At 72.0% G+C, this 18,978-nt stretch carries 18 protein-coding genes; 10 read left to right on the top strand and 8 right to left on the bottom strand.

Annotated features, from left to right (window positions below):
* Window positions 1–15: 15 nt before the first annotated feature.
* Complete coding sequence (locus tag ACZ4Z5_RS16675; protein WP_468262864.1) at window positions 16–1,134, top strand: TDT family transporter; 1,119 nt, start codon at window positions 16–18, stop codon at window positions 1,132–1,134.
* 167 nt (window positions 1,135–1,301) lie between these two features.
* Here the strand turns inward: ACZ4Z5_RS16675 and ACZ4Z5_RS16670 are convergent, their stop codons facing one another.
* From ACZ4Z5_RS16670 to ACZ4Z5_RS16655, 4 genes are all read right to left on the bottom strand, one after another.
* On the bottom strand, window positions 1,302–2,015 hold the full coding sequence (locus ACZ4Z5_RS16670; protein WP_468262862.1) for a helical backbone metal receptor: 714 nt from the start codon (window positions 2,013–2,015) through the stop codon (window positions 1,302–1,304).
* A 10-nt stretch (window positions 2,016–2,025) separates the two neighbouring features.
* Window positions 2,026–2,595 (bottom strand): helix-turn-helix domain-containing protein, encoded by a 570-nt coding sequence (locus ACZ4Z5_RS16665; protein ID WP_468262860.1) that lies wholly within the window; start codon window positions 2,593–2,595, stop codon window positions 2,026–2,028.
* 191 nt (window positions 2,596–2,786) lie between these two features.
* On the bottom strand, window positions 2,787–4,583 hold the full coding sequence (locus tag ACZ4Z5_RS16660) for an ABC transporter permease/substrate binding protein (protein ID WP_468262858.1): 1,797 nt from the start codon (window positions 4,581–4,583) through the stop codon (window positions 2,787–2,789).
* Window positions 4,576–5,634, bottom strand: coding sequence for a quaternary amine ABC transporter ATP-binding protein (locus ACZ4Z5_RS16655; protein WP_468262855.1), 1,059 nt, complete (start codon window positions 5,632–5,634; stop codon window positions 4,576–4,578). The genes ACZ4Z5_RS16660 and ACZ4Z5_RS16655 overlap by 8 nt, the downstream gene beginning before the upstream one ends.
* A gap of 246 nt (window positions 5,635–5,880) precedes the next feature.
* Here ACZ4Z5_RS16655 and ACZ4Z5_RS16650 point away from each other — a divergent pair, with 246 nt between their 5' ends.
* The 3 genes from ACZ4Z5_RS16650 to ACZ4Z5_RS16640 all read left to right on the top strand — a co-directional run bounded on the left by ACZ4Z5_RS16650 (window position 5,881) and on the right by ACZ4Z5_RS16640 (window position 8,774).
* Window positions 5,881–6,786: a 5'-3' exonuclease gene (locus ACZ4Z5_RS16650; RefSeq protein WP_468263225.1), complete on the top strand. Its 906-nt coding sequence runs from the start codon at window positions 5,881–5,883 to the stop codon at window positions 6,784–6,786.
* A 50-nt stretch (window positions 6,787–6,836) separates the two neighbouring features.
* The gene (locus ACZ4Z5_RS16645; protein ID WP_468262852.1) at window positions 6,837–7,691 is read left to right on the top strand and encodes a siderophore-interacting protein; all 855 of its coding nucleotides are present in this window, start codon (window positions 6,837–6,839) and stop codon (window positions 7,689–7,691) included.
* A gap of 165 nt (window positions 7,692–7,856) precedes the next feature.
* Entirely contained in the window at window positions 7,857–8,774 is a 918-nt protein-coding gene (locus tag ACZ4Z5_RS16640) for a proline iminopeptidase-family hydrolase (RefSeq protein WP_468262849.1), read from the top strand.
* A gap of 130 nt (window positions 8,775–8,904) precedes the next feature.
* Here ACZ4Z5_RS16640 and ACZ4Z5_RS16635 read toward each other — a convergent pair whose 3' ends face one another.
* Window positions 8,905–9,852: an NAD(P)-dependent alcohol dehydrogenase gene (locus ACZ4Z5_RS16635; protein WP_468262845.1), complete on the bottom strand. Its 948-nt coding sequence runs from the start codon at window positions 9,850–9,852 to the stop codon at window positions 8,905–8,907.
* A gap of 83 nt (window positions 9,853–9,935) precedes the next feature.
* Here ACZ4Z5_RS16635 and ACZ4Z5_RS16630 point away from each other — a divergent pair, with 83 nt between their 5' ends.
* Window positions 9,936–10,586 (top strand): TetR/AcrR family transcriptional regulator, encoded by a 651-nt coding sequence (locus tag ACZ4Z5_RS16630; protein ID WP_468262843.1) that lies wholly within the window; start codon window positions 9,936–9,938, stop codon window positions 10,584–10,586.
* A 181-nt stretch (window positions 10,587–10,767) separates the two neighbouring features.
* Window positions 10,768–12,030: a CaiB/BaiF CoA transferase family protein gene (locus ACZ4Z5_RS16625; protein WP_468262840.1), complete on the top strand. Its 1,263-nt coding sequence runs from the start codon at window positions 10,768–10,770 to the stop codon at window positions 12,028–12,030.
* Between the two features lie 316 nt (window positions 12,031–12,346).
* On the opposite strand, the gene ACZ4Z5_RS16620 is transcribed toward ACZ4Z5_RS16625, so the two are convergent.
* Complete coding sequence (locus ACZ4Z5_RS16620; RefSeq protein WP_468262837.1) at window positions 12,347–12,610, bottom strand: hypothetical protein; 264 nt, start codon at window positions 12,608–12,610, stop codon at window positions 12,347–12,349.
* 255 nt (window positions 12,611–12,865) lie between these two features.
* On the opposite strand from ACZ4Z5_RS16620, the gene ACZ4Z5_RS16615 reads away from it, so the two are divergent.
* Window positions 12,866–14,584 (top strand): serine/threonine-protein kinase, encoded by a 1,719-nt coding sequence (locus ACZ4Z5_RS16615; protein ID WP_468262834.1) that lies wholly within the window; start codon window positions 12,866–12,868, stop codon window positions 14,582–14,584.
* Here the strand turns inward: ACZ4Z5_RS16615 and ACZ4Z5_RS16610 are convergent.
* A complete protein-coding gene (locus ACZ4Z5_RS16610; protein ID WP_468262831.1) occupies window positions 14,568–15,374 on the bottom strand; it encodes an SGNH/GDSL hydrolase family protein in 807 nt (268 codons plus the stop codon). The two genes, ACZ4Z5_RS16615 and ACZ4Z5_RS16610, sit on opposite strands and share 17 nt — an antisense overlap.
* 273 nt (window positions 15,375–15,647) lie before the next feature.
* On the opposite strand from ACZ4Z5_RS16610, the gene ACZ4Z5_RS16605 reads away from it, so the two are divergent.
* Entirely contained in the window at window positions 15,648–16,742 is a 1,095-nt protein-coding gene (locus tag ACZ4Z5_RS16605) for a DUF5925 domain-containing protein (RefSeq protein ID WP_468262828.1), read from the top strand.
* Between the two features lie 357 nt (window positions 16,743–17,099).
* Here ACZ4Z5_RS16605 and ACZ4Z5_RS16600 read toward each other — a convergent pair whose 3' ends face one another.
* Window positions 17,100–17,477 (bottom strand): GntR family transcriptional regulator, encoded by a 378-nt coding sequence (locus ACZ4Z5_RS16600; RefSeq protein ID WP_468262825.1) that lies wholly within the window; start codon window positions 17,475–17,477, stop codon window positions 17,100–17,102.
* Between the two features lie 70 nt (window positions 17,478–17,547).
* Here ACZ4Z5_RS16600 and ACZ4Z5_RS16595 point away from each other — a divergent pair, with 70 nt between their 5' ends.
* Entirely contained in the window at window positions 17,548–18,468 is a 921-nt protein-coding gene (locus ACZ4Z5_RS16595) for a GNAT family N-acetyltransferase (protein ID WP_468262822.1), read from the top strand.
* On the top strand, window positions 18,449–18,940 hold the full coding sequence (locus tag ACZ4Z5_RS16590; protein ID WP_468262819.1) for a ribonuclease FAU-1 family protein: 492 nt from the start codon (window positions 18,449–18,451) through the stop codon (window positions 18,938–18,940). The genes ACZ4Z5_RS16595 and ACZ4Z5_RS16590 overlap by 20 nt, the downstream gene beginning before the upstream one ends.
* Window positions 18,941–18,978: the final 38 nt, after the last annotated feature.

Raw genomic sequence — 18,978 nt, 5'->3', positions numbered from 1 at the left:
CAGGACAGTGGGGCCATGGCGATCACCCTCGCTCGACAGTCCACACATCCCGGCCCACCCCGCTGGGACACCGTCCGTCACTTCGGACCGAACTGGTACGCCACCGTCATGGGCACCGCGATCGTGGCCACCGCGGGCGCCGCCGTCGGCGTACCGGGCACCGCGATTCCCTGGGCCCTGTCCGTCCTGCTGCTGGCCGTCGTGCTGACGGTGCGCGCCGCACACTGGCTCCACGACCCCGACCAGGGCCGGGCCGACCTCCTCGACCCCGCGGTCGCCCCCTTCCAGGGCTGCGCGTCGATGGCCCTGCTCGCGGTCGGCGCCGCCACCCTCGTCGTCGGCAAGGACGTGATCGGCGAACCCGCCGCGGTCGTCGTGGACACGGTGCTGTTCTCCTGGGGCACGCTCCTCGGCCTCGCCGTCGCGGTGGGCGTGCCGTACCTGATGGTGGTGCGCCACCGCATCGAGCCCGGCCAGGCCTCCCCGGTGTGGCTGCTCCCGGTGGTCGCGCCCATGGTGTCGGCAGCGGTCGGTCCGCTCCTCGTCCCGCACCTCCCGGCCGGGCAGGCCCGCGAGGCGATGGTCCTGGCCTGCTACGCGATGTTCGGGCTGAGCCTGCTCGCGACCCTGCTGATGCTGCCCCTGGTCTTCGGCCGACTGGTGCACGGCGGCCCCCTGCCGCTCGCCCTCACTCCCGCCCTGTTCCTCGTCCTGGGGCCGCTCGGCCAGTCCACGACCGCCGTCAGCCAGCTGGCCGTCGTGGCCCCCGGAGCGGTCCCCCACGGCTACGCCGGGGCGCTCGGCGCGTTCGCGGTGGTCTACGGGGTGCCCGTGATGGGCTTCGCGCTGATGTGGCTGGCGCTCGCGGCCGCGATGGTGCTGCGCGCGGCCCGCCGGGGAATGCCGTTCGCCATGACCTGGTGGGCCTTCACCTTCCCGGTGGGCACCTGTGTGACCGGCGCGGCGGGCCTCGCACGCCACACCGGCCTGCACGCCTTCGACTGGCTGGCCGGTCTGCTCTTCGGCCTCCTGCTGGCCGCGTGGGCGACGGCGGGTGCCCGGACCCTCCACGGCGTCCTGAGCGGCGCCCTGCCGGCCCGCCCGGCGCCACAGGCCTCACCCGTCCGTGGCTGAGGGCGTCCCGCCCGGCGGCATCACCCTCCGGGGCCGTCCCGCCGCTCCCTCGCTCCCGTGGTGCGGCGGTGCAGGCGGACGCCGCGTTCGCCGGATCAGCCGCCCGCCAACCCACCGGTACGCCGACACGGCGGTGCGGCGGTGCGGCGGACTCCGCGAACGCCGGATCAGCCGCCTGCCGCCCGTAGGGACGCGGTGAGGACGGCGGGCGCCTCCGCCAGGGAGGGGCCGTACCAGGTGAGGTGGCGGCCGCTGACGAGGGCCGCGGGAAGGCCCGGGAAGGCCTCGGGTCCGTCGGACGCGGTGAACCGGTAGGGCTCGTCGGGGAGGACGACGAGTTCGGCGCCGACGGAGTTCAGTTCGTCGAGGGCGATGCGCGGATAGCGCTCGGCGTGGTCCGCGTAGGCGTGGCGGACGCCGAGACGGGCGAGCAGGTCGCCGGCGAAGGTGTCCCTCCCGAGGACCATCCACGGGCGGCGCCAGACCGGCACGACCGCGCGCCGCGGCTCGTCGGGGGCGACGGCCGCCCACGCCGTCTCCGCGTCGTCGAGCCAGCGCGGCCGGGACGCCCCGCACGCGGTGAGGACCCGTTCGAGTTCCGTGAAGGCCTGCGGCAACGTGCGCACCTCGGTGACCAGGACGTCGAGGCCGGCGGTGCGCAGTGCAGCGACGTCGGGTTCCCGGTTCTCCTCCTCGTTCGCCAGGACGAGATCGGGGCGGAGCCGGACGATCGTGTCCACGTCCGGGTTCTTGGTGCCCCTGACACGGATCACATCGAGGTCCACAGGGTGGCTGCACCAGTCGGTGGCCCCGATGAGGACGCCGGGCGCGCCGGCGGCGACGGCCTCGGTCAGCGAGGGCACGAGGGAGACGACACGCATCGGGCCGGGATCAGCCTTCCTCGATGTCGACGTGGTCGGCGACGGCGACGACGAGGATGCGGGTGCCGGGCTGCGTGGCACGCCACCGGTGCCGGACGCCGCCCGAGAGGTGGAGGGCGTCGCCGCGCTCCAGCCGGTGGGCGCTCCCCTCGGCCTCCACCTCGACCGCCCCGTCGGCGACGTAGAGCAGCTCGTCGTTGCGGTGGGTGTACTCCCGTCCGGTGTCGTGCTCGCCGGTGAACTCCAGGGCGTGCAGCTGGTGCCGGCCGCGCACCAGGCGCCGTACCGCGGGGTGCCGCGCGGTGCCGGACGGCTCGCCGGCGCCGGCCCGGACGACGTCCACGGTGCGGGAGGCGTCGGCGGCCGCCCGCAGCTGGCCGGCCGTGGTCTCCAGGGCCTCGGCAATGCGGTGGAGCGAGCGCGTGCTGGGGCGCGCCCTGTCGTTCTCGACCTGGCTGAGGAAAGGCACGGACAGGCCGCTGCGTTCGGCCACCGCGGCCAGCGTCAGATCCAGGACCCGACGCCGTCGCCGCACGGCGACGCCGACCCTCAGGGTCTCCTTGAGCTCCTTGTCGTCCATCACCGGCTCCCTCCCGCCCTCACACTGCACCTTACGCAGATCGGCCGCACCTCACGACGTGGACGAGGACGACCACGGGGCCGTCCTCGTCCACGCCGCGGGGCGGGGCCCGTGAAGGGCCGTTCCCGTGGGGGGATCTATGGGGATCCGAGGGGACCCATGGGAATCCGGGGATCCGGAAGATCCCGGATCTATGCCGGAGCCATGCGCTCCGCGAGGCCCGGGTTCTCGTCGAGCCAGGCACGGACGGCTTCCTGCTCCTTGCCCTTGCCGGTCTGCTGGATCCTGGCCTCGAGTCCGGTGAGCTGCTCCTCGGTCATCCGGAAGCCCTTGAGCCACTTCGCGGCCTCGGGATGGTCGGCGGCGAAACCCTTGCGGGTGAGGGTGTGCACTCCGTCGCCCTTCCCCCAGGTGCCCTTCGGGTCCTCGAGCTTCTTCAGGTCGTAGGTGCTGTACGCCCAGTGCGGCGACCAGAGGGTGACGACGACCGGCTCCTTCTTGTCGTACGCGCGTTTCAGCTCGGCGAGCATGCCGGGGGTGGACCCGTCCACGACGCGGTACTCGCCCTCCAGGCCGTAGGCGCCGAGGACCTTGTCCTTGAGCAGGCCCATCATTCCGGCGCTGGGCTCGATGCCGACGATCCTGCCCTTGAACGTACTGCCCTTCCCCTTGAGATCGTCGAGGGAGTCCACGTCCTTCATGTAGGAGGGGACGCTCAGTTCCAGCGAGGTGGAGCCGTACCAGGCGCCCATGTCCTCCAGCCGGTTGCGGTACTTGGCCCAGTATGAGGCGTGGGTGACGGGGAGCCAGGCGTCGGTCTGGAAGTCGATCTGTCCGCCCGCCATGCCGGTGTAGAGCGCACCGGCCTCGTACTGCTTCACGTCGACCCGGTACCCGCGGCGCTCCAGGAGTTCCTTCCAGAGGAAGGTGGAGGCCACGCCCTCGTCCCAGGGGATGTACCCGATGGTGATCTTCTCGCCCTTGCCGGTGTCCGGCCGGCCTCCGGCGGCACCGGGTGCCGCGTTGCCGGACATTCCGGTGACGCCGGCCACCAGTGCGAGGGCGACCACGCCGGCGACCGCGAAGCCCGGCCGGGGGCGGTGCTGCCAGAGCCTGCGCACCCCGGTGAGCGCCTCGGCCTTGGCCAGTGCGCGCCGGCCGAGCGGGGAGACCTGCCGGCCGAGGGCACCGGTCATCCGGTCGAGGTACATGGCGAGGATGACGATGGAGATGCCGGCCTCGAAGCCGAGACCGATGTCGACGTTGCCGATCGCGTTGTAGACCGCGCCGCCGAGGCCGCCGCCGCCGACCATGCCGGCGATGACCACCATGGACAGACCGAGCATGATCACCTGGTTGACGCCCGCCATCAGGGTGGGCAGGGCGAGCGGCAGCTGGACGCGCAGCAGGATGTCGCGCGGCCTCGTCCCGAACGCCTCGGCCGCTTCGACGAGTTCGGAGTCGACCTGACGGATGCCCAGTTCAGTCATCCGTACGCCCGGGGGCAGGGCGAAGACGATCGTGGCGATGATGCCCGGCACCACGCCGACGCCGAAGAAGATGATGCCGGGGATGAGGTAGACCATCGCCGGCATGGTCTGCATGAAGTCCAGGACCGGCCGGATCACCGCGCTGACCGTCCGGGAGCGCGAGGACCAGACGCCGAGGGGGACGGCGAGGGCCAGGGTGACCAGGGTCGCGACCAGGACCAGCGAGAGCGTGGCCATGGCCTCGTCCCACAGTTCCACCGAGTCGACGAGCGCGAAGCCGGCGAACGCGAGGGCTCCGGCGAGCAGTCCGCGCAGCCACCAGGCGACGACGGCGAGGACGCCGGCGAACAGCAGCGGATGGGGGGCGGTCAGCGCCGCCTCCACACCGTCGTACAGGCCGGTGACGAGCGTGCTCATCGCGTCGAACAGCCAGGACAGGTGGCGCTGGAGGACGTCGACCCCGGTGTCGACCCAGCTTCCGAGCGGGATCCTAGGCACGGTTCACCTCCGCGCACTCGGTGGCAGGTTCCGGCTCGTCGCCGAGGAACGCGACGAGCCGGTCACGGGAGACGACACCGACGACCTCGCCGGCGGTGTCCTTGACCGCGACCGGGTGGGGTACCCGGGCGCTGACGCCGCACAGGTCGGCGATCGTGGTGTCCGGGGTGACGGTCTCGCACCCGCAGTCGTCCGCGCCCGGTCGGTGCGGGTCGGTCATCACGGTGGCGGCGGTGAGGACCCGGGAGCGGTCCACGTCCTTGACGAAGGACGCGACGTAGGCACCCTCGGGGCGGATGAGGATGTCCTCGGCGGTGCCCGACCGGACGATCCGCCCGTCACGCATGACGGCGATCCGGTCGCCCAGCCGCATGGCCTCGTTGAGGTCGTGGGTGATGAAGACGATGGTCTTCTTCAGAGTCTTCTGGAGTTCCAGGAGCTGGTCCTGCATATCGCGGCGGATCAGCGGGTCGAGGGCGCTGAAGGACTCGTCCATCAGCAGCAGGTCGGCGTCGGTGGCCAGGGCGCGGGCGAGGCCCACCCGCTGCTGCATGCCTCCGGACAGCTCGTCCGGCCATGCCTTCTCCCACCCTTCGAGGCCGGCCAGGGCCAGGGCCTCGGCGGCGCGCTGCTCGCGCCGGGCACGCGGCACTCCCTGCACCTCCAGGCCGTATGCGGCGTTGTCGAGGACGCTGCGGTGCGGGAAGAGCGCGAAGTGCTGGAAGACCATGCTGATCCGGGTGGCGCGGACGGTGCGCAGCTCCCCGGCGTCGAGACCGGTCAGGTCGCGGCCGTCGAAGAGGACCTGCCCGGACGTCGGCTCCAGCAGGCCGTTGAGCATGCGCAGCAGCGTCGACTTCCCGGAGCCGGAGAGTCCCATGACGACGAAGATCTCGCCGGGCTCGACGGTGAAGGATGCGTCGATCACGGCCGCGGTGGTTCCCTCGGCCCGTAGTTCGTCGCGGTTCGCACCGGCCCTCAGTCTGCGCACCGCGTCGTCGGGTCGTCTGCCGAACACCTTGAACAGATGGTCGGCCTGCAGCCTGGACACATACACCTCTCGGGTCGAACGGAATACGGCCTGCGCTCACCCCCTGTCAGGGCATGCCGTGGAGCGGGGCGGATCCGGTCCGCGGCGACCTCGTACGGAGCCCGTTCACGGAACGTGCTCCCGGGTCCGCTCCGGGCGCGCGCCTGCCCTGGGGGTCCACGGGCAAACGCAGGAGTGATCCACCTCACTCGGGCGGGTGGCCGTGCCGCCGGGGTGCGGCATGATCGGGGTGTGACGCGACGCCTGATGCTCCTCGATACTGCTTCCCTCTACTTCCGCGCATACTTCGGCGTCCCCGACTCCGTGCGGGCCCCCGACGGGACGTCGGTGAACGCCGTGCGCGGGCTGCTGGACTTCGTTGCCCGGCTGGTCCAGGACCACCACCCCGACGATCTGGTGGCCTGCATGGACGCGGACTGGCGGCCGCAGTGGCGGGTGGACCTGATTCCGACGTACAAGGCGCACCGGGTCGCGGTGGAGACGGCCTCCGGCCCGGACGTGGAGGAGGTCCCCGACACTCTGTCGCCGCAGGTCCCGATCATCGAGGCGGTGCTGGACGCACTGGGCATCGCCCGGGTCGGTGTCGCGGGGTACGAGGCGGACGACGTGATCGGTACGCTCGCCCGCCGCGCGGACGGGCCGGTGGACATCGTCACCGGCGACCGTGATCTGTACCAGCTCGTCGACGACGCCCGTGGGGTGCGGGTGCTGTACCCGCTGAAGGGCGTCGGGACGCTCCAGGTCACGGACGAGGCCCTGCTGCGCGAGAAGTACGGGGTGGACGGGCCCGGGTACGCCGATCTGGCGCTGCTGCGCGGCGACCCGAGCGACGGGCTGCCCGGGGTGCCGGGGGTCGGCGAGAAGACCGCGGCGAAGCTGCTCGCCGCGCACGGCGATCTGGCCGGGATCATGGCGGCCGTCGCCGATCCGCGGTCCGGGCTCACGCGCGCGCAGCGCAAGCGCCTGGACGAGGCGCGCGACTACGTGGCGGTCGCGGCGAAGGTGGTGCGGGTCGCGGCGGACGTGCCGCTGCCCGCGTTCGACCCGGCGCTGCCGTCCGTGCCCCGTGATCCGGAGGTGCTGGAGGCACTGGTCGCCCGGTGGGGCATCGGTGGTGCGGTGACGCGTCTGCTCGCGGTCCTCCGACCCTAGTGTTAGCTTAGGCAAGCCTAAGTATCGACCGACCATCAGGGGGAAGCACCATGGCTCGAGCCCACGGAGCGCGGGTGATGCGCACCGAGCGCATCACGCCGCACATGATCCGTCTCGTCCTGGGCGGTGAGGGGCTCGCCTCGTTCCACGTGGGCGAGCACACCGACCACTACGTCAAGCTGCTGTTCCCGGCCGAGGGCGTCTCGTACCCGGAGCCGTTCGACCTCGACCGGGTGCGCGCCGAGTTCCCCCGCGAGCAGTGGCCGAGCCAGCGTACCTACACGGTGCGTTCCTGGGACCCGGCCCACCGTGAGCTGACCATCGACTTCGTCGTCCACGGCGACGAGGGGCTGGCCGGGCCGTGGGCGGCCCGCGCAGTGCCCGGCGACACCATCCATCTCGTGGGTCCGGGCGGCGGTTACGCACCCGACCCGGCGGCCGACTGGCATCTGCTCGTCGGCGACGAGAGCGCGCTGCCGGCCATCGCGGCCGCCATGGAGGCCATGCCGTCCGGCGCCGACGTCCGCGCGTTCGTCGAGGTCGCCGACCCGGAGGAGGAGCAGAAGGTCGTCTCCCCCGACGGGGTCGAGGTCACCTGGCTCCACCGCGGCGACCGCCCGGTCGGCGAAGCACTGGTCGAGGCCGTGACCTCCCTGGAGTTCCCTCCCGGCGACGTCCACGCCTTCGTCCACGGCGAGGCCGCCGCGGTGAAGGAACTGCGCCGGCATCTGCGCCTCGACCGCGGCGTCCCGCGGGAACGCCTCTCGATCTCCGGCTACTGGCGCCTCGGCCAGACCGACGAGGCGTGGCGTGCGGTGAAGCGCGACTGGAACGAGCGCATCGAGCACGAACAGGAGACCGCCCCGGAAGTCTCGCAGGCCCCGGCGCAGGCCCGGACGGCGTAGCCCGGACCGCGCAGTCCGCACGGCCGCCGGCCGCGGCGCACGCCCGGATCGACCGCCCCCGTACCGACCCGCGGCGTGCGTCGTCGGCGGTCCTCGCGGGCGGGGCGCCCCCGGCGGTCCCCGCAGGCATAGCATCGAAGAGGTCGAAGAGGACGTCCGTGACCGGTGAGAGGCAGGGCTGCCGAGGTGACGACGACCGCCACGGGAACCGTCACGTTCCACGGATACCGCACCGCCTACCGGGTCGTGGGCGAGCTGCCGGTGGCGCCCCACGGCAAGCTCCCCCTGCTCGTCCTTCACGGCGGTCCCGGGATGCCGCACGACTATCTGGAGGACCTCGCCGCGCTCGCGGACGGCGGGCGGGCGGTCGTCTTCTACGACCAGTTGGGCTGCGGGGCCTCCGACCACCCGGTCGACGACCCGCTGCTGTGGCGCATGGGGACGTTCGTCGACGAGGTCGCCACCGTGCGGGACGCCCTCGGGCTGGAGCGGATCCACCTGCTCGGCCACTCCTGGGGCGGCTGGCTGGCCCTGGAGTACGCCCTGGGACAGCCCCCGGGCGTGGTCTCCCTCGTCCTGGCCAGTACGTGCAGCAGCCTCCCCGCCATGGGCGCCGAGACCCGGCGGCTCAAGGAGACGCTGCCCGCCGACGTCGTGGCGGCCATCGACCGGCACGAGGCCGAGGGGACGACGGAGGACCCGGCGTACGTGGAGGCGACGCTCGCGTACGTCGAGCGGTGGATCTGCCGGCTCGCGCCATGGCCGGACCACGTCATGCGGTCCTTCACCGGGATGAGCGAGGACGTCTACGGCACCATGCAGGGCACGGAGTGGAACGTGACGGGCAACCTCAGGGACTGGGACGTCACCGGCCGCCTCGGCGAGCTCGCGCTCCCCGTCCTGGTCACCTCGGGGCGCTACGACGAGATGACCCCCGCCTTGGTCGAGCCGCTGGCCGCCGGGATCCGGGGCGCGGAGTGGGTGGTGTTCGAGGACAGTGCCCACCTGGCGATGGCGGAGGAACCGGAGCGCTACCGGCAGGTCGTGGAGTCGTTCCTCGACCGGGTGGAGGCCGGCGTCTGAGCCCCCGGTGCCGGGCGGCAGGGGTCCGGCCGTGATCCGCCGGACAGCCGGCCCCACCAGGCTGGCCGGATGATCTCGCACGGGGGACGTTCCGGCCAGGGGCAGCCGGACGGCACCGTGCCGCCGATGACTACGGGCGTACGACGATGTTGCCGATCTTGCGGCCGCTGTCGACCCGATGATGTGCTTCAGCGATGTCGCGGAGATCGTAGATCTGGTCGATCACGACGGTGATCGCGCCATCTGCAACCAGTCGCAAGAGGAACTCGAAGTTCTCGACGCGTTCGGGTGCGGGCCCCGCGACGACGTTGCCACGGGCACGGACAGTGTCGCCCAGGTCCGCGACTGCCAGCAGCAACACCCCTTTGGGGCTCAGCAGGCGCCGGCCTGACGCGATCGAAAGGTTGCCGACCACGTCCAGCACCACGTCGAACCGGTCGGTGATGCCGGCCAGGTCGTCCCGGGTGTAGTCGATGACCCGCGCCGCTCCCAGGTCGGCCACCAGGCCGGCGTTCGCCGTGCTGGTCACACCGGTGACGGTCGCGCCGAGGTGCTTCGCCAACTGAACGGCATTCGTGCCGATCGCGCCTGACGCGCCGTTGATGCACACCGACATGCCGGGGCCCACCGACGCCTTGTCCCGCAGGAAGAACAGCGCTGTCGAGCCTCCGAACAGCACCCCTGCCGCATCCTCGTGGCTCACCGCGGACGGCTTCCGCGCGAGCTTCTTCGCCGGCACCACGACGTACTCGGCATGTGCGCCCAGTTTCAGCCCGGTCATGCCGCACACCTCGTCACCCGGCGCCATGTCACGGACGCTCGCGCCGACGGCCACGACCTCCCCGGAGAACGAACTGCCCAGGACCGTCCGCCGAGGGCGGAAGACACCGAACACCAGCCGTGCGAACAACCCGAAACCCGCGGGGAACCGGGCCCCGCGGATACGCGAGTCGGCCGAGGTGACCGCCACCGCCTTGACGCGCACCAGCACCTCGCCGCCACGTGGCGCGGACCGTGGAACCTCGCCGATGCGTACGACGTCGGGCGCGCCGTACCGGTCGACGACTGCTGCCTTCATACAGCCTCCTTACAAGTGTAAGTCTGCGCTTCAGGTTAACCTTACGGGCGTAAGGCAGCAAGACTGATTCGAGAGGTTCCGTCATGCCCCGGCGTACTGCACTCAGCCGCGACCGCATCATCGACGCCGCGGTACAGGTCGCCGACCGCGGCGGCCTCGACCGAGTGAGCATGCGCAACGTCGGCAAGGAACTCGGCGTCGAGGCGATGTCGCTCTACCATCACCTCTCCGGCAAGGACGCATTGCTGGACGCCCTGGCGAACTGGATCTTCACCCGGATCGAGCTGCCCGAACCCCGGCAACCGTGGCGACAGGCCATGGCCGACCGCGCGGCGTCGGCCCGCGCCGCCCTGTCGCAACACCCATGGGCTCTTGGCCTCATCGAGTCGCGCCGCTCCCCGGGCCCGGCCCTGCTCCGACACCACGACACCGTGCTCGGCTGCCTGCGCCACAACGGTTTCCCGATGACGCTGGCGTCACACGCCTTCTCCGCGATCGACGCCTACGTCTACGGCTTCGTGCTGACCGAGCTCAACCTGCCCTTCGACACCGACGCCGGAGTCGAAGAATTCGTCGGCGAGATCCAGGACCAGCTCTCCCCCGATGCCTACCCGCACCTGGCCGAGCTGATCACCGAGCACGTCATGCATCGGGGCTACTCCTACGCCGACGAGTTCGAGTACGGTCTCGACCTCATCCTCGACAGCCTCGAATCACGCCTGGCAAACCGGTGAGGAGCGTCCGACACTCCGGTCGGGGCTCCGACGAGCAGCCTGGGAGAGCGACGAGGCGGTTGAGGCGCGCAGTGTTCGCCAGAGGTGCCATCCCGACTGGTTCCGGAGCCTTCCTGACCGGTTCCGTGGCCTTCCTGACTGATGACAAAGGTGGCGCCTACAAGCGATAGTGACGGCTGTCATGAGCAATCAGCCACTGCCGCTGGACGGCATCACGGTCGTCGCCGTCGAACAGGCCGTCTCCGCGCCGTTCGCCACCCGCCAGCTCGCCGATCTGGGCGCCCGCGTCATCAAGGTCGAACGGACCGACGGGGGCGACTTCGCGCGCGGCTACGACACCGCGGCACGCGGTCTCGCCTCGCACTTCGTCTGGGCGAACCGCGGCAAGGAGTCGCTCGCGGTGGACCTCAAGGACCCGCGGGGCCTTGCGATCGTGCGTCGGCTCGTCGAGGACGCCGACGTGTTCGTGCAGAACCTGGCGCAGGGCGCCGCCACCCGGCTGGGGCTGGACTCCTCCACGCTCTGCGCAGCCCACCCTCGGCTGATCGCCGTGGACATCTCGGGGTACGGGTCCGACGGCCCCTACGCCCACAAACGGGCGTACGACATGCTCGTCCAGTGCGAGGCGGGTCTGGTGTCGGTCACCGGCTCACCGGACCAGCCGGCGAAGGCCGGCATTCCGGCGGCCGACATCGCGGCCGCCATGTACGCCTTCTCCGGGGTGCTGGCGGCCCTGCTGAGGAGGAGTACGACCGGCAGGGGCGGGCCCGTGGAGATCTCCATGCTGGAGGCGCTCGCCGAGTGGATGGGGCATCCGCTGCATCTCGTGATGCACGGGGACTCCGGGGCGGGCGAGGACCCCGCTGCGAACGCTGCGGCCCCGTCGGACGGGGCGGCCGACCGGGAGAGCGGCCCGGCGCGTACCGGGGTCGCGCACGCGGTGATCGCACCGTACGACGCCTACGCGACGGCGGACGGCGGCCAGGTGCTGCTGTCGGTGCAGAACGACCGTGAGTGGCGGCGGCTCACCGAGCAGGTGCTCGACCGCCCCGACCTGGCCTACGACCCCGCCTTCGCCACCAACACGGCCAGGACCACCCACTGCGACAGGACGGACGCGGTGGTGGGCGACGCGATGGCGAAACTCGGCTCGGACGAGGCGATCGCGCGGCTGGAGGCCGCCGGGATCGCCTGCGCCCGGCTCAACACGGTCGCGGACGTGGCCGCGCACCCGCAGCTGGCGGCCCGTGACCGCTGGCGGAAGGTGGAGTCACCCGTGGGACCGCTGCGCGCCATGCTGCCGCCGATCACACTGCCGGGGGGCGCGGCAGCGCGGATGGGAGCGATCCCCGCGCTCGGGGAGCACACCGATGCGCTGCTGCGGGAACTGGGGATGACAGCCGAGCGGATTGCCGTGCTGCGACGGAACGGTGTGGTCGCCTGAGCCCGTTCGCCCGAGTGGTCCCTGCGGTCGTTCCGCGCGCGGGACGCACCGTTCGACGGACCTCGGAGTCGACGGACCTCGGCGTTCAACGGACCTCGGTGTCCGACGGACTTCCGCATTCGAGGGGCCTCTGCGCTCGAGAGGCACCGTCGTTCAACTGGCCGGGCCGTCCGACCGGGTTCGGGCCGGATGCGGCGAACCGCCTCGCCGAGCGGTTCTGTTGAGTGGTGCGACGGGACGCTTCATCGCTACGGACGATCCAGTGGCCCGGCCTCCGTGGTGTGGGGAGTCACCACGGCGCGGTCCGGGCATGGCGTCAGCCGCGGCTGCCGAGCAGCGTGCGGCGCAGTCGGCGCAGCGGAGCGAAGAGCGAGACCCGTGCGCCTCTGCCCGTACGGGCGTGCGCACCGTCGCGCGAGGTGAGCTCACGCATCAGCAGGGTCGCCTCGGCCGCCTCGGGCAGCGGGACGGCAGGGCCGCCCAGCACCGCGAGATGACGGTCGAGCCTCGTACTGGTCGCACTGCTCCCGCACGTGATCGCAGGCACACGTGGCCTGCCGCGCATTGCTATCTGTTCCATGTCACTCCCCACCCGTCAGAGGGCCCGGCCCCGGGCAGAGTAACCATATCGCCCCACCGTCACACTCGTGTATCCCGGTGACGCGATTCACCACCCAGGTACGGAGGTTGACGATTACTCACTGAATCCGGACGGTTCCCCGGGTCGCCCGGAGGGGTACGGATTGCCGTTCAGGGGGGCGGCACAGGTTGCGGGTTGAGCTAACTTGGAGTGGTTCGTCCGTGATGCCGGTCCGCTGCGGATGGGAGCTCGCCCGTGCCGGAAGTTCCTGGAATCGAACGGGTGGTGGCCGGGCGCTACCGCCTCCTGAGCAGGCTCGGCGAAGGCGGCATGGGTGTCGTCTGGCGGGCCCGCGACGAGACCCTGGGCCGCGAGGTCGCGGTGAAGGAGGTGCGCGCGCCGTCCGGACTCGACGCACCGGACGTCCGCCGGCTGTACGCGCGTCTGGAGCGGGAGGCATGGGCCGCCGCCCGGATCCCGCACCAGGGCGTGGTGACGGTGCACGACGTGGTGAACGAGGACGGCAGGCCCTGGATCGTCATGGAGCTGGTGCGCGGGCTCGCCCTGTCCGACGTACTGGAGGCCGAGGGGCCGATGCCGCCGCAACGGGCGGCCCGGATCGGCGCGGAGGTGCTGGCCGCGCTGCGGGCCGCGCACCGGGCCGGGGTGCTGCACCGGGACGTGAAGCCGGGCAATGTGCTGGTGGCCAATGACGGCAGGGTCGTACTGACCGACTTCGGCATCGCGATGATCGAGGGCACGTCGACGCTGACGATGACCGGCGAAGTGGTCGGCTCTCCTGAATTCCTCGCTCCGGAGCGGGCGTTGGGCCGGAGCCCCGGCCCGGCGTCGGACCTGTGGTCGCTCGGGGTGCTGCTGTACGCCGCGGTGGAGGGAATCTCGCCGTTCCGGCAGGACACCCCGCTGAGCACGCTGCGCGCCGTGGTGGACGACGAGTTGCCGCCGCCGCGCCGGGCCGGTCCGCTCGCCCCTGTGATCGCCGGGCTGCTGCGCAAGGACCCGGCGGAACGGACGGGTGCCGCGGAGGCCGAGCGCCTGCTGCGGGCCGTCGCGGCGGGCCGCGACCCACAGGCGGTTCCGACGGCGATGCCCGCGGGTCCGTACGGTCCCACCGTGTCCGCTTCTGCGGACGCCGGGAGCGGCCTCCGCGTCCCTGCCGGGTCCCTGCCCGGCGCCGCGGTCCGGCCGGCGCCGGACGGGGAGGAAGGCGCGCCCCCGTACCGAGCCGTCGGGGCGGCGCCGCGGCGGACCGTGTTGGTGCTCGCCATTGCGGTGGCGGTGCTGCTGCTGGCCGTCGGCGGACTGGTCTGGGCGCTCGTCAGGAACGCGGGCGCGGAGGGCGGGGCGAAGGGGATCCCGACGGGTGTCACCACCGGCCGGACCGGCACCACGCCCGGCCGCACCCCGGCCGCGACCGGCGCCCTGGCCGGCGGCGGCCGGGTCGCACCGACCGGCGCGGCGTCGCCGCCCGGCCCGTCCGTCGGCTCGGTCACCTCGGCCGGCCCGGCCACGTCGGCGTCCGGCAACGGCGGCGGGAATCCGACGGTGTGGTCACGGCCCCCGGCGCAGTCGGTGCGCGTGCGGCTGTGGGCGGTGCGGGAAGGCCACACGGGGACCTGTCCGCCACGCGGTACGGAGGCTCCCCTGGTGACGGCGGAGTTCACGGTGGGACGTACGGCGACGACCGTCACCTATCGGTTCGTGACGGGGAGCGGTCTGGCCGGGGAATGGCGGCATCTGGGATTCCCGGAGGGCGGGCCGCCGACGAGGCGGGTGCACCACGCCCTGACGGTGTACCAGGAGGGCGGGACCGTCCGTGACCGGGTCCGCGTGGAGGTCCGGAGTCCGGTGGCGACCGCGTCCAACGCGGTGGCGTTCTCCGTGACGTGCAGGCAGGAGACCCCGACGGGCGGGGTCTCCCCTTCGGTGGCGGCTTTCAGGCCGCGGAGGTGAAGGGAGGCAGATAGCCGCCCGACTGGCCGTTGGCGGTGGGGTGGTAGGACTCCCCGATGTTGGCCCAGTTGACGCTGTGCAGCCATGCGGATCCGGAGCAGATCTCATGGCCGGTGAAGGTGCCGACGACGCTGGCGAAGGTGTATCCGTGGTCGGCGGCGCGTTTGGCGATGGCGGCGTTGAGGTGGTCGGCGGCACCGTTGATGGCGGACCGCTCCCGCTCGCTGAGTCCGGCGATGCAGCTGCCGTTGAGCTTGTAGAAGCGGGGGTAGCCGAGGACGACGACGCGTGCGGACGCCGCCTTGGCCCGGATGGCGCTGTACACCTGGTCGAGTTTGCCGGGCAGTGTCGTGTCGACGTACCGCTTGGCCTGCTCGATACGTGCGATGCAAGTGGACTCGGAGTACAGGACGCACGTGGTCATGACGTCGGCGAAGCCGGCGTCGTTCCCGCCGATGGTGATGCTGACGAGGTCCGTCGCGGCGCTAAGCGGACCGAGCTGACTGTTCCTCACATCGTCCGTCCGGGCGCCCGAACAGGCGGTGAAGGCGAACGACGCGGGGGCGTGGGTGTTCGCCCACAGCCGCGGGTAGGCGCGGGTGCTTCTCTTGCAGGAACCGCTCGCGCTGTCGTAGCTTCCGGCGCCGACTCCCGAGGAGTACGAGTCGCCGAGGGCCACGTAGTCGACGGCTGCGGCCTCTTGGGCGGCCGCCGTTGCGGCTCCGGTGAGGGCGAGGGTGGCGGTGAGCAGTAACGCGGAGGCATAAGCCGCGATTCGGGACACTCTCATGGAACCTCCCTTTAGCAGGTTTTCCGCCACAACTGTCGTAGCGCGGGCCCCGATTCACTGGAAGTGTCCATGCCAAGAAAATTCAGTACAGAAATATTCACCGCTGAACGGGTTTGGATTCATCCCTGTATGGCAGGGATATGACAAGACGTCAGAGGCGTCGTCAGAGACATCGATCCGCACCGACCTCCGCCTCCGCGGTCTCGGCGACACACGGCCTCCTCGCCGACAAACCGGGTGCACGACCGGCCGACGTGCCGGATCATGGGCGCCATGGCCGCCAACCCTGAAGCCGCGCTGCCGATCCGGCTCACCGTGGACGACAGCGATTCACCTGCCGATGTCGTCGACGCGCTGTTCCTCGGCCGCTTCGCGACCGGCGAGCAGCCCTATTCGCACAGCGCCACCATCGACCGGGTGAAGCCCGGCGCCGGTCTGCTGCCCCCGGGGGCCGGGGTGCTGCGGGTGGCGCGCGACGACGACCGCAGGGCCACCCTGGCCGAGGGGGACGGCTGGACCCTGCTCGTCTCCCGCTGGAACCGCGGCGCGGACGTGACGGTGACCGCCGTCAGCGAGGAACTCGCGGCGAAGGTGCTGAAGCAGGCGATCGACGGGGCGGAGGACGAACCCGAGCCGCAGCCCGAGAACGTGACCATGGGCTTCTGGTACGTGTCGCCGCGGCGCGGTCCGCACCGTACGACCCGTCAGATCGCCGCCGGCACCTGGGACGAGGTCCGCCCCAACTACACCGGTCCGGTGGCCGAGGCGATGGACCGTCTGATGAAGGTGACCCCGGACGACATCGCCGGGCGGCTGCTGCTGTTGCACGGCCCCCCGGGCACGGGCAAGACCTCCGCGCTGCGGACGCTTGCACGCTCCTGGCGGGACTGGTGCCAGGTGGACTGTGTCCTGGACCCCGAGCGGCTCTTCAACGACGTCGGCTATCTGATGGACATCGCCATCGGCGAGGACGAGGGGACCGCGAAGGGCCGGTGGCGGCTGCTCCTGCTGGAGGACTGCGACGAGCTGATCCGCGGAGAGGCCCGGCACACCGCGGGCCAGGCACTGTCCCGGCTGTTGAACCTGACCGACGGACTGCTGGGCCAGGGCCGCAACGTCCTGGTGGGCGTCACCACCAACGAGGACCTGGAACGGCTGCACCCCGCGGTCGTCCGCCCCGGGCGCTGTCTGGCCCGGATCGAGGTCGGGCCGCTGACCCGCCCGGAGGCGGTCGCCTGGCTCGGCACCGAGGAAGGCGTGGGCCGCGAAGGGGCGACGCTCGCCGAACTGTTCGCGCTGCGGCGCGGTGTCGGCCCGGCGTCGGTCCCGGCGCAGAACGTGGGAGCCGATGCGGGGCTCTACCTCTGATGCTCCTGGGGCCCGTGGGCCCCGGACCGGCGATACGCCCGGGCCCGCGGCGCCGGACCGACGATACGCCTGAGATCAATGGGACCGGATCGGCGGTACGCCCTGAGACGGGTGGGCCCCGGACCGATGACACGCCTGAGGCCGGTGGGACCCGGACCGGTGACACGCCCGGGCCCGCGGCGCCGAACCGGCGATACGCCTGAGATCGATGGGACCGGACCGGTGACACGCCCGGGCCCGCGGGACCGGACCGGCCGTGATCACCGGCAGGCGAGCACCGAACGTGGGGCTCACCCGACGGCGGTTCACCGAACGGCGGGTGACCCGGCACCGATCCCCCGTCAGGGACCGGTCCGCTCAGTCGTCGCCGTAGGCCGCGCGCACGGCCTCCTCCGCCGACCGCAGCGCCGTCTCACGGTCCAGACCGAGGCGCCGCGCCTCGGCCGCGAACGTCTGCGCCGCGGCAGCGGCCCGGCGGACCGCCGTGTCGCCCGCCGCGGCCACGAACGTGCCTCGCCGGCCACGGGTTTCGATGACGCCGTCCGTCTCCAGTACCCGATAGGCCTTGGCGACGGTGTTGGCGGCCAGCCCGAGTTCCTCGGCGAGGCCCCGGACCGTGGGGAGCTTGTAGCCGACGGGCAGCGCACCGGAGCGCGCCTGCTCGGCGATCTGGGCGCGCAACTGCTCGTACGGTGCGGTGGTGGCGGCCGGGTCGACGGCGATCTTCAGGGTCACCGGCCGATTGTCGCGCACCGCGGGAAAATGACAGGCACACGGGCACGCAGCCGACGTAACGTGCCGCTCCATGACACTGATCGTCCGCGATTTCCGTCCCGACGACGCCGAGGCCGTGACCGAGGTGCTCCGTGCGGCCGTACCCTTCCTGATCACCACGCCGGAGGCCCTGGTCTGGGAGTCCGCGAACGCCAGTCCCGCGCAGCGATACCGACTGCTCGTCGCCGAGGAGGACGGGAGGGTGGTCGCCCGTGCCCAGGCGGGGCTCGCCCATGAGAGCCCGGAGCCTGGGCGCGCGTTCCTCAACGTGTACGTGCACCCCGGGTACACGGGCCGGGGCGCGGGGTCCCGTGTGGTGACCGCCGGGGAGGAGTACCTGGCCGGGATCGGGGCGAGTGCCGTCTACTCCTGGGTACTGGACGAGCCGTCGAACCGCACCTTCGCCGAGCGGCGCGGCTACCAGTCCCGTCGTCGGGCGCACTTCCAGCGGCTCGACCTGGCCGGCGGCACCCTGCCGCCACTGCAGGAACCGCCGGCCGGCGTGGAACTGCGTACGGCCGCCGACTTCGACGACGATCCGCGGCCGCTGTTCGAGGCCGACGCGGAGACGACGTCCGACGAACCGAGCGACGTGGGCGCCGAACTCCACGACTACGAGGACTGGCTGGCCACCACCTGGAACAATCCGCTGCTGGACCACGCGCTCACCACCGTGGCGGTGGTGGACGGCCAGGTCGCCGCCTTCTCCGCCGTCCGCACCGACGGCCGGACCCGCTACGGGTCCGGCATGACCGGCACCCGGCGGGCCTTCCGCGGCCGCGGGCTCGCCAAGCTGGTGAAGAACGCGTCCCTGCACCGTGCCCGGGCCGCCGGGTATACGGAAGCGTTCACCGGCAACGACGCGGGGAACGGCCCCATGCTGGCGATCAACAAGTGGTTCGGTTACGAGATCTGCGCGTCGGAGGTACGGCATGTCCGCGACCTCGGTTGAGGTCGTCCTGCTCAAGGCGGGCAGGACGAAGATCCGCTACCCGGCCACGCTGGTCGCTGACGACGGGACGCGGATCACGGTCCGCGCCGACTGGGCCGGCGAGGGCGTACGGGACCTCGGGGTCGTGCGTTTCGAACCGGGCGACGTGTTCGTCGAGCACTACTGGCGGGACCGCTGGTACTCCGTGAAGGAGGTGCGGTCCGGGGACGGGACGCTCAAGGGCTGGTACTGCGACGTCACCCGGCCCGCGGTGACCGCGGGCGACGAACTGCGGGTGGAGGACCTGGACCTCGACCTGTGGCTGTCGGCCGACGGGGCCATCGTCCTGCGGCTGGACGAGGACGAGTTCGCCGCGAGCGGGCTCGCCTCCCGCGACCCGGAGGCGGCGGGACGCGCGGTCGCCGCGCTGGACGAACTGGAACTCCTGGCGCGCCGGGACCGGTTCAGGACGCTGCTCGGCGAAGGCCGGTGACGTCCGGGGGCGCGCCGTGATGCCGGGGCCGGGCCGAC

The sequence above is a fragment of the Streptomyces sp. NPDC030222 genome (assembly GCF_055573115.1).
This window is presented reverse-complemented; position numbering and strand designations above follow the sequence as displayed.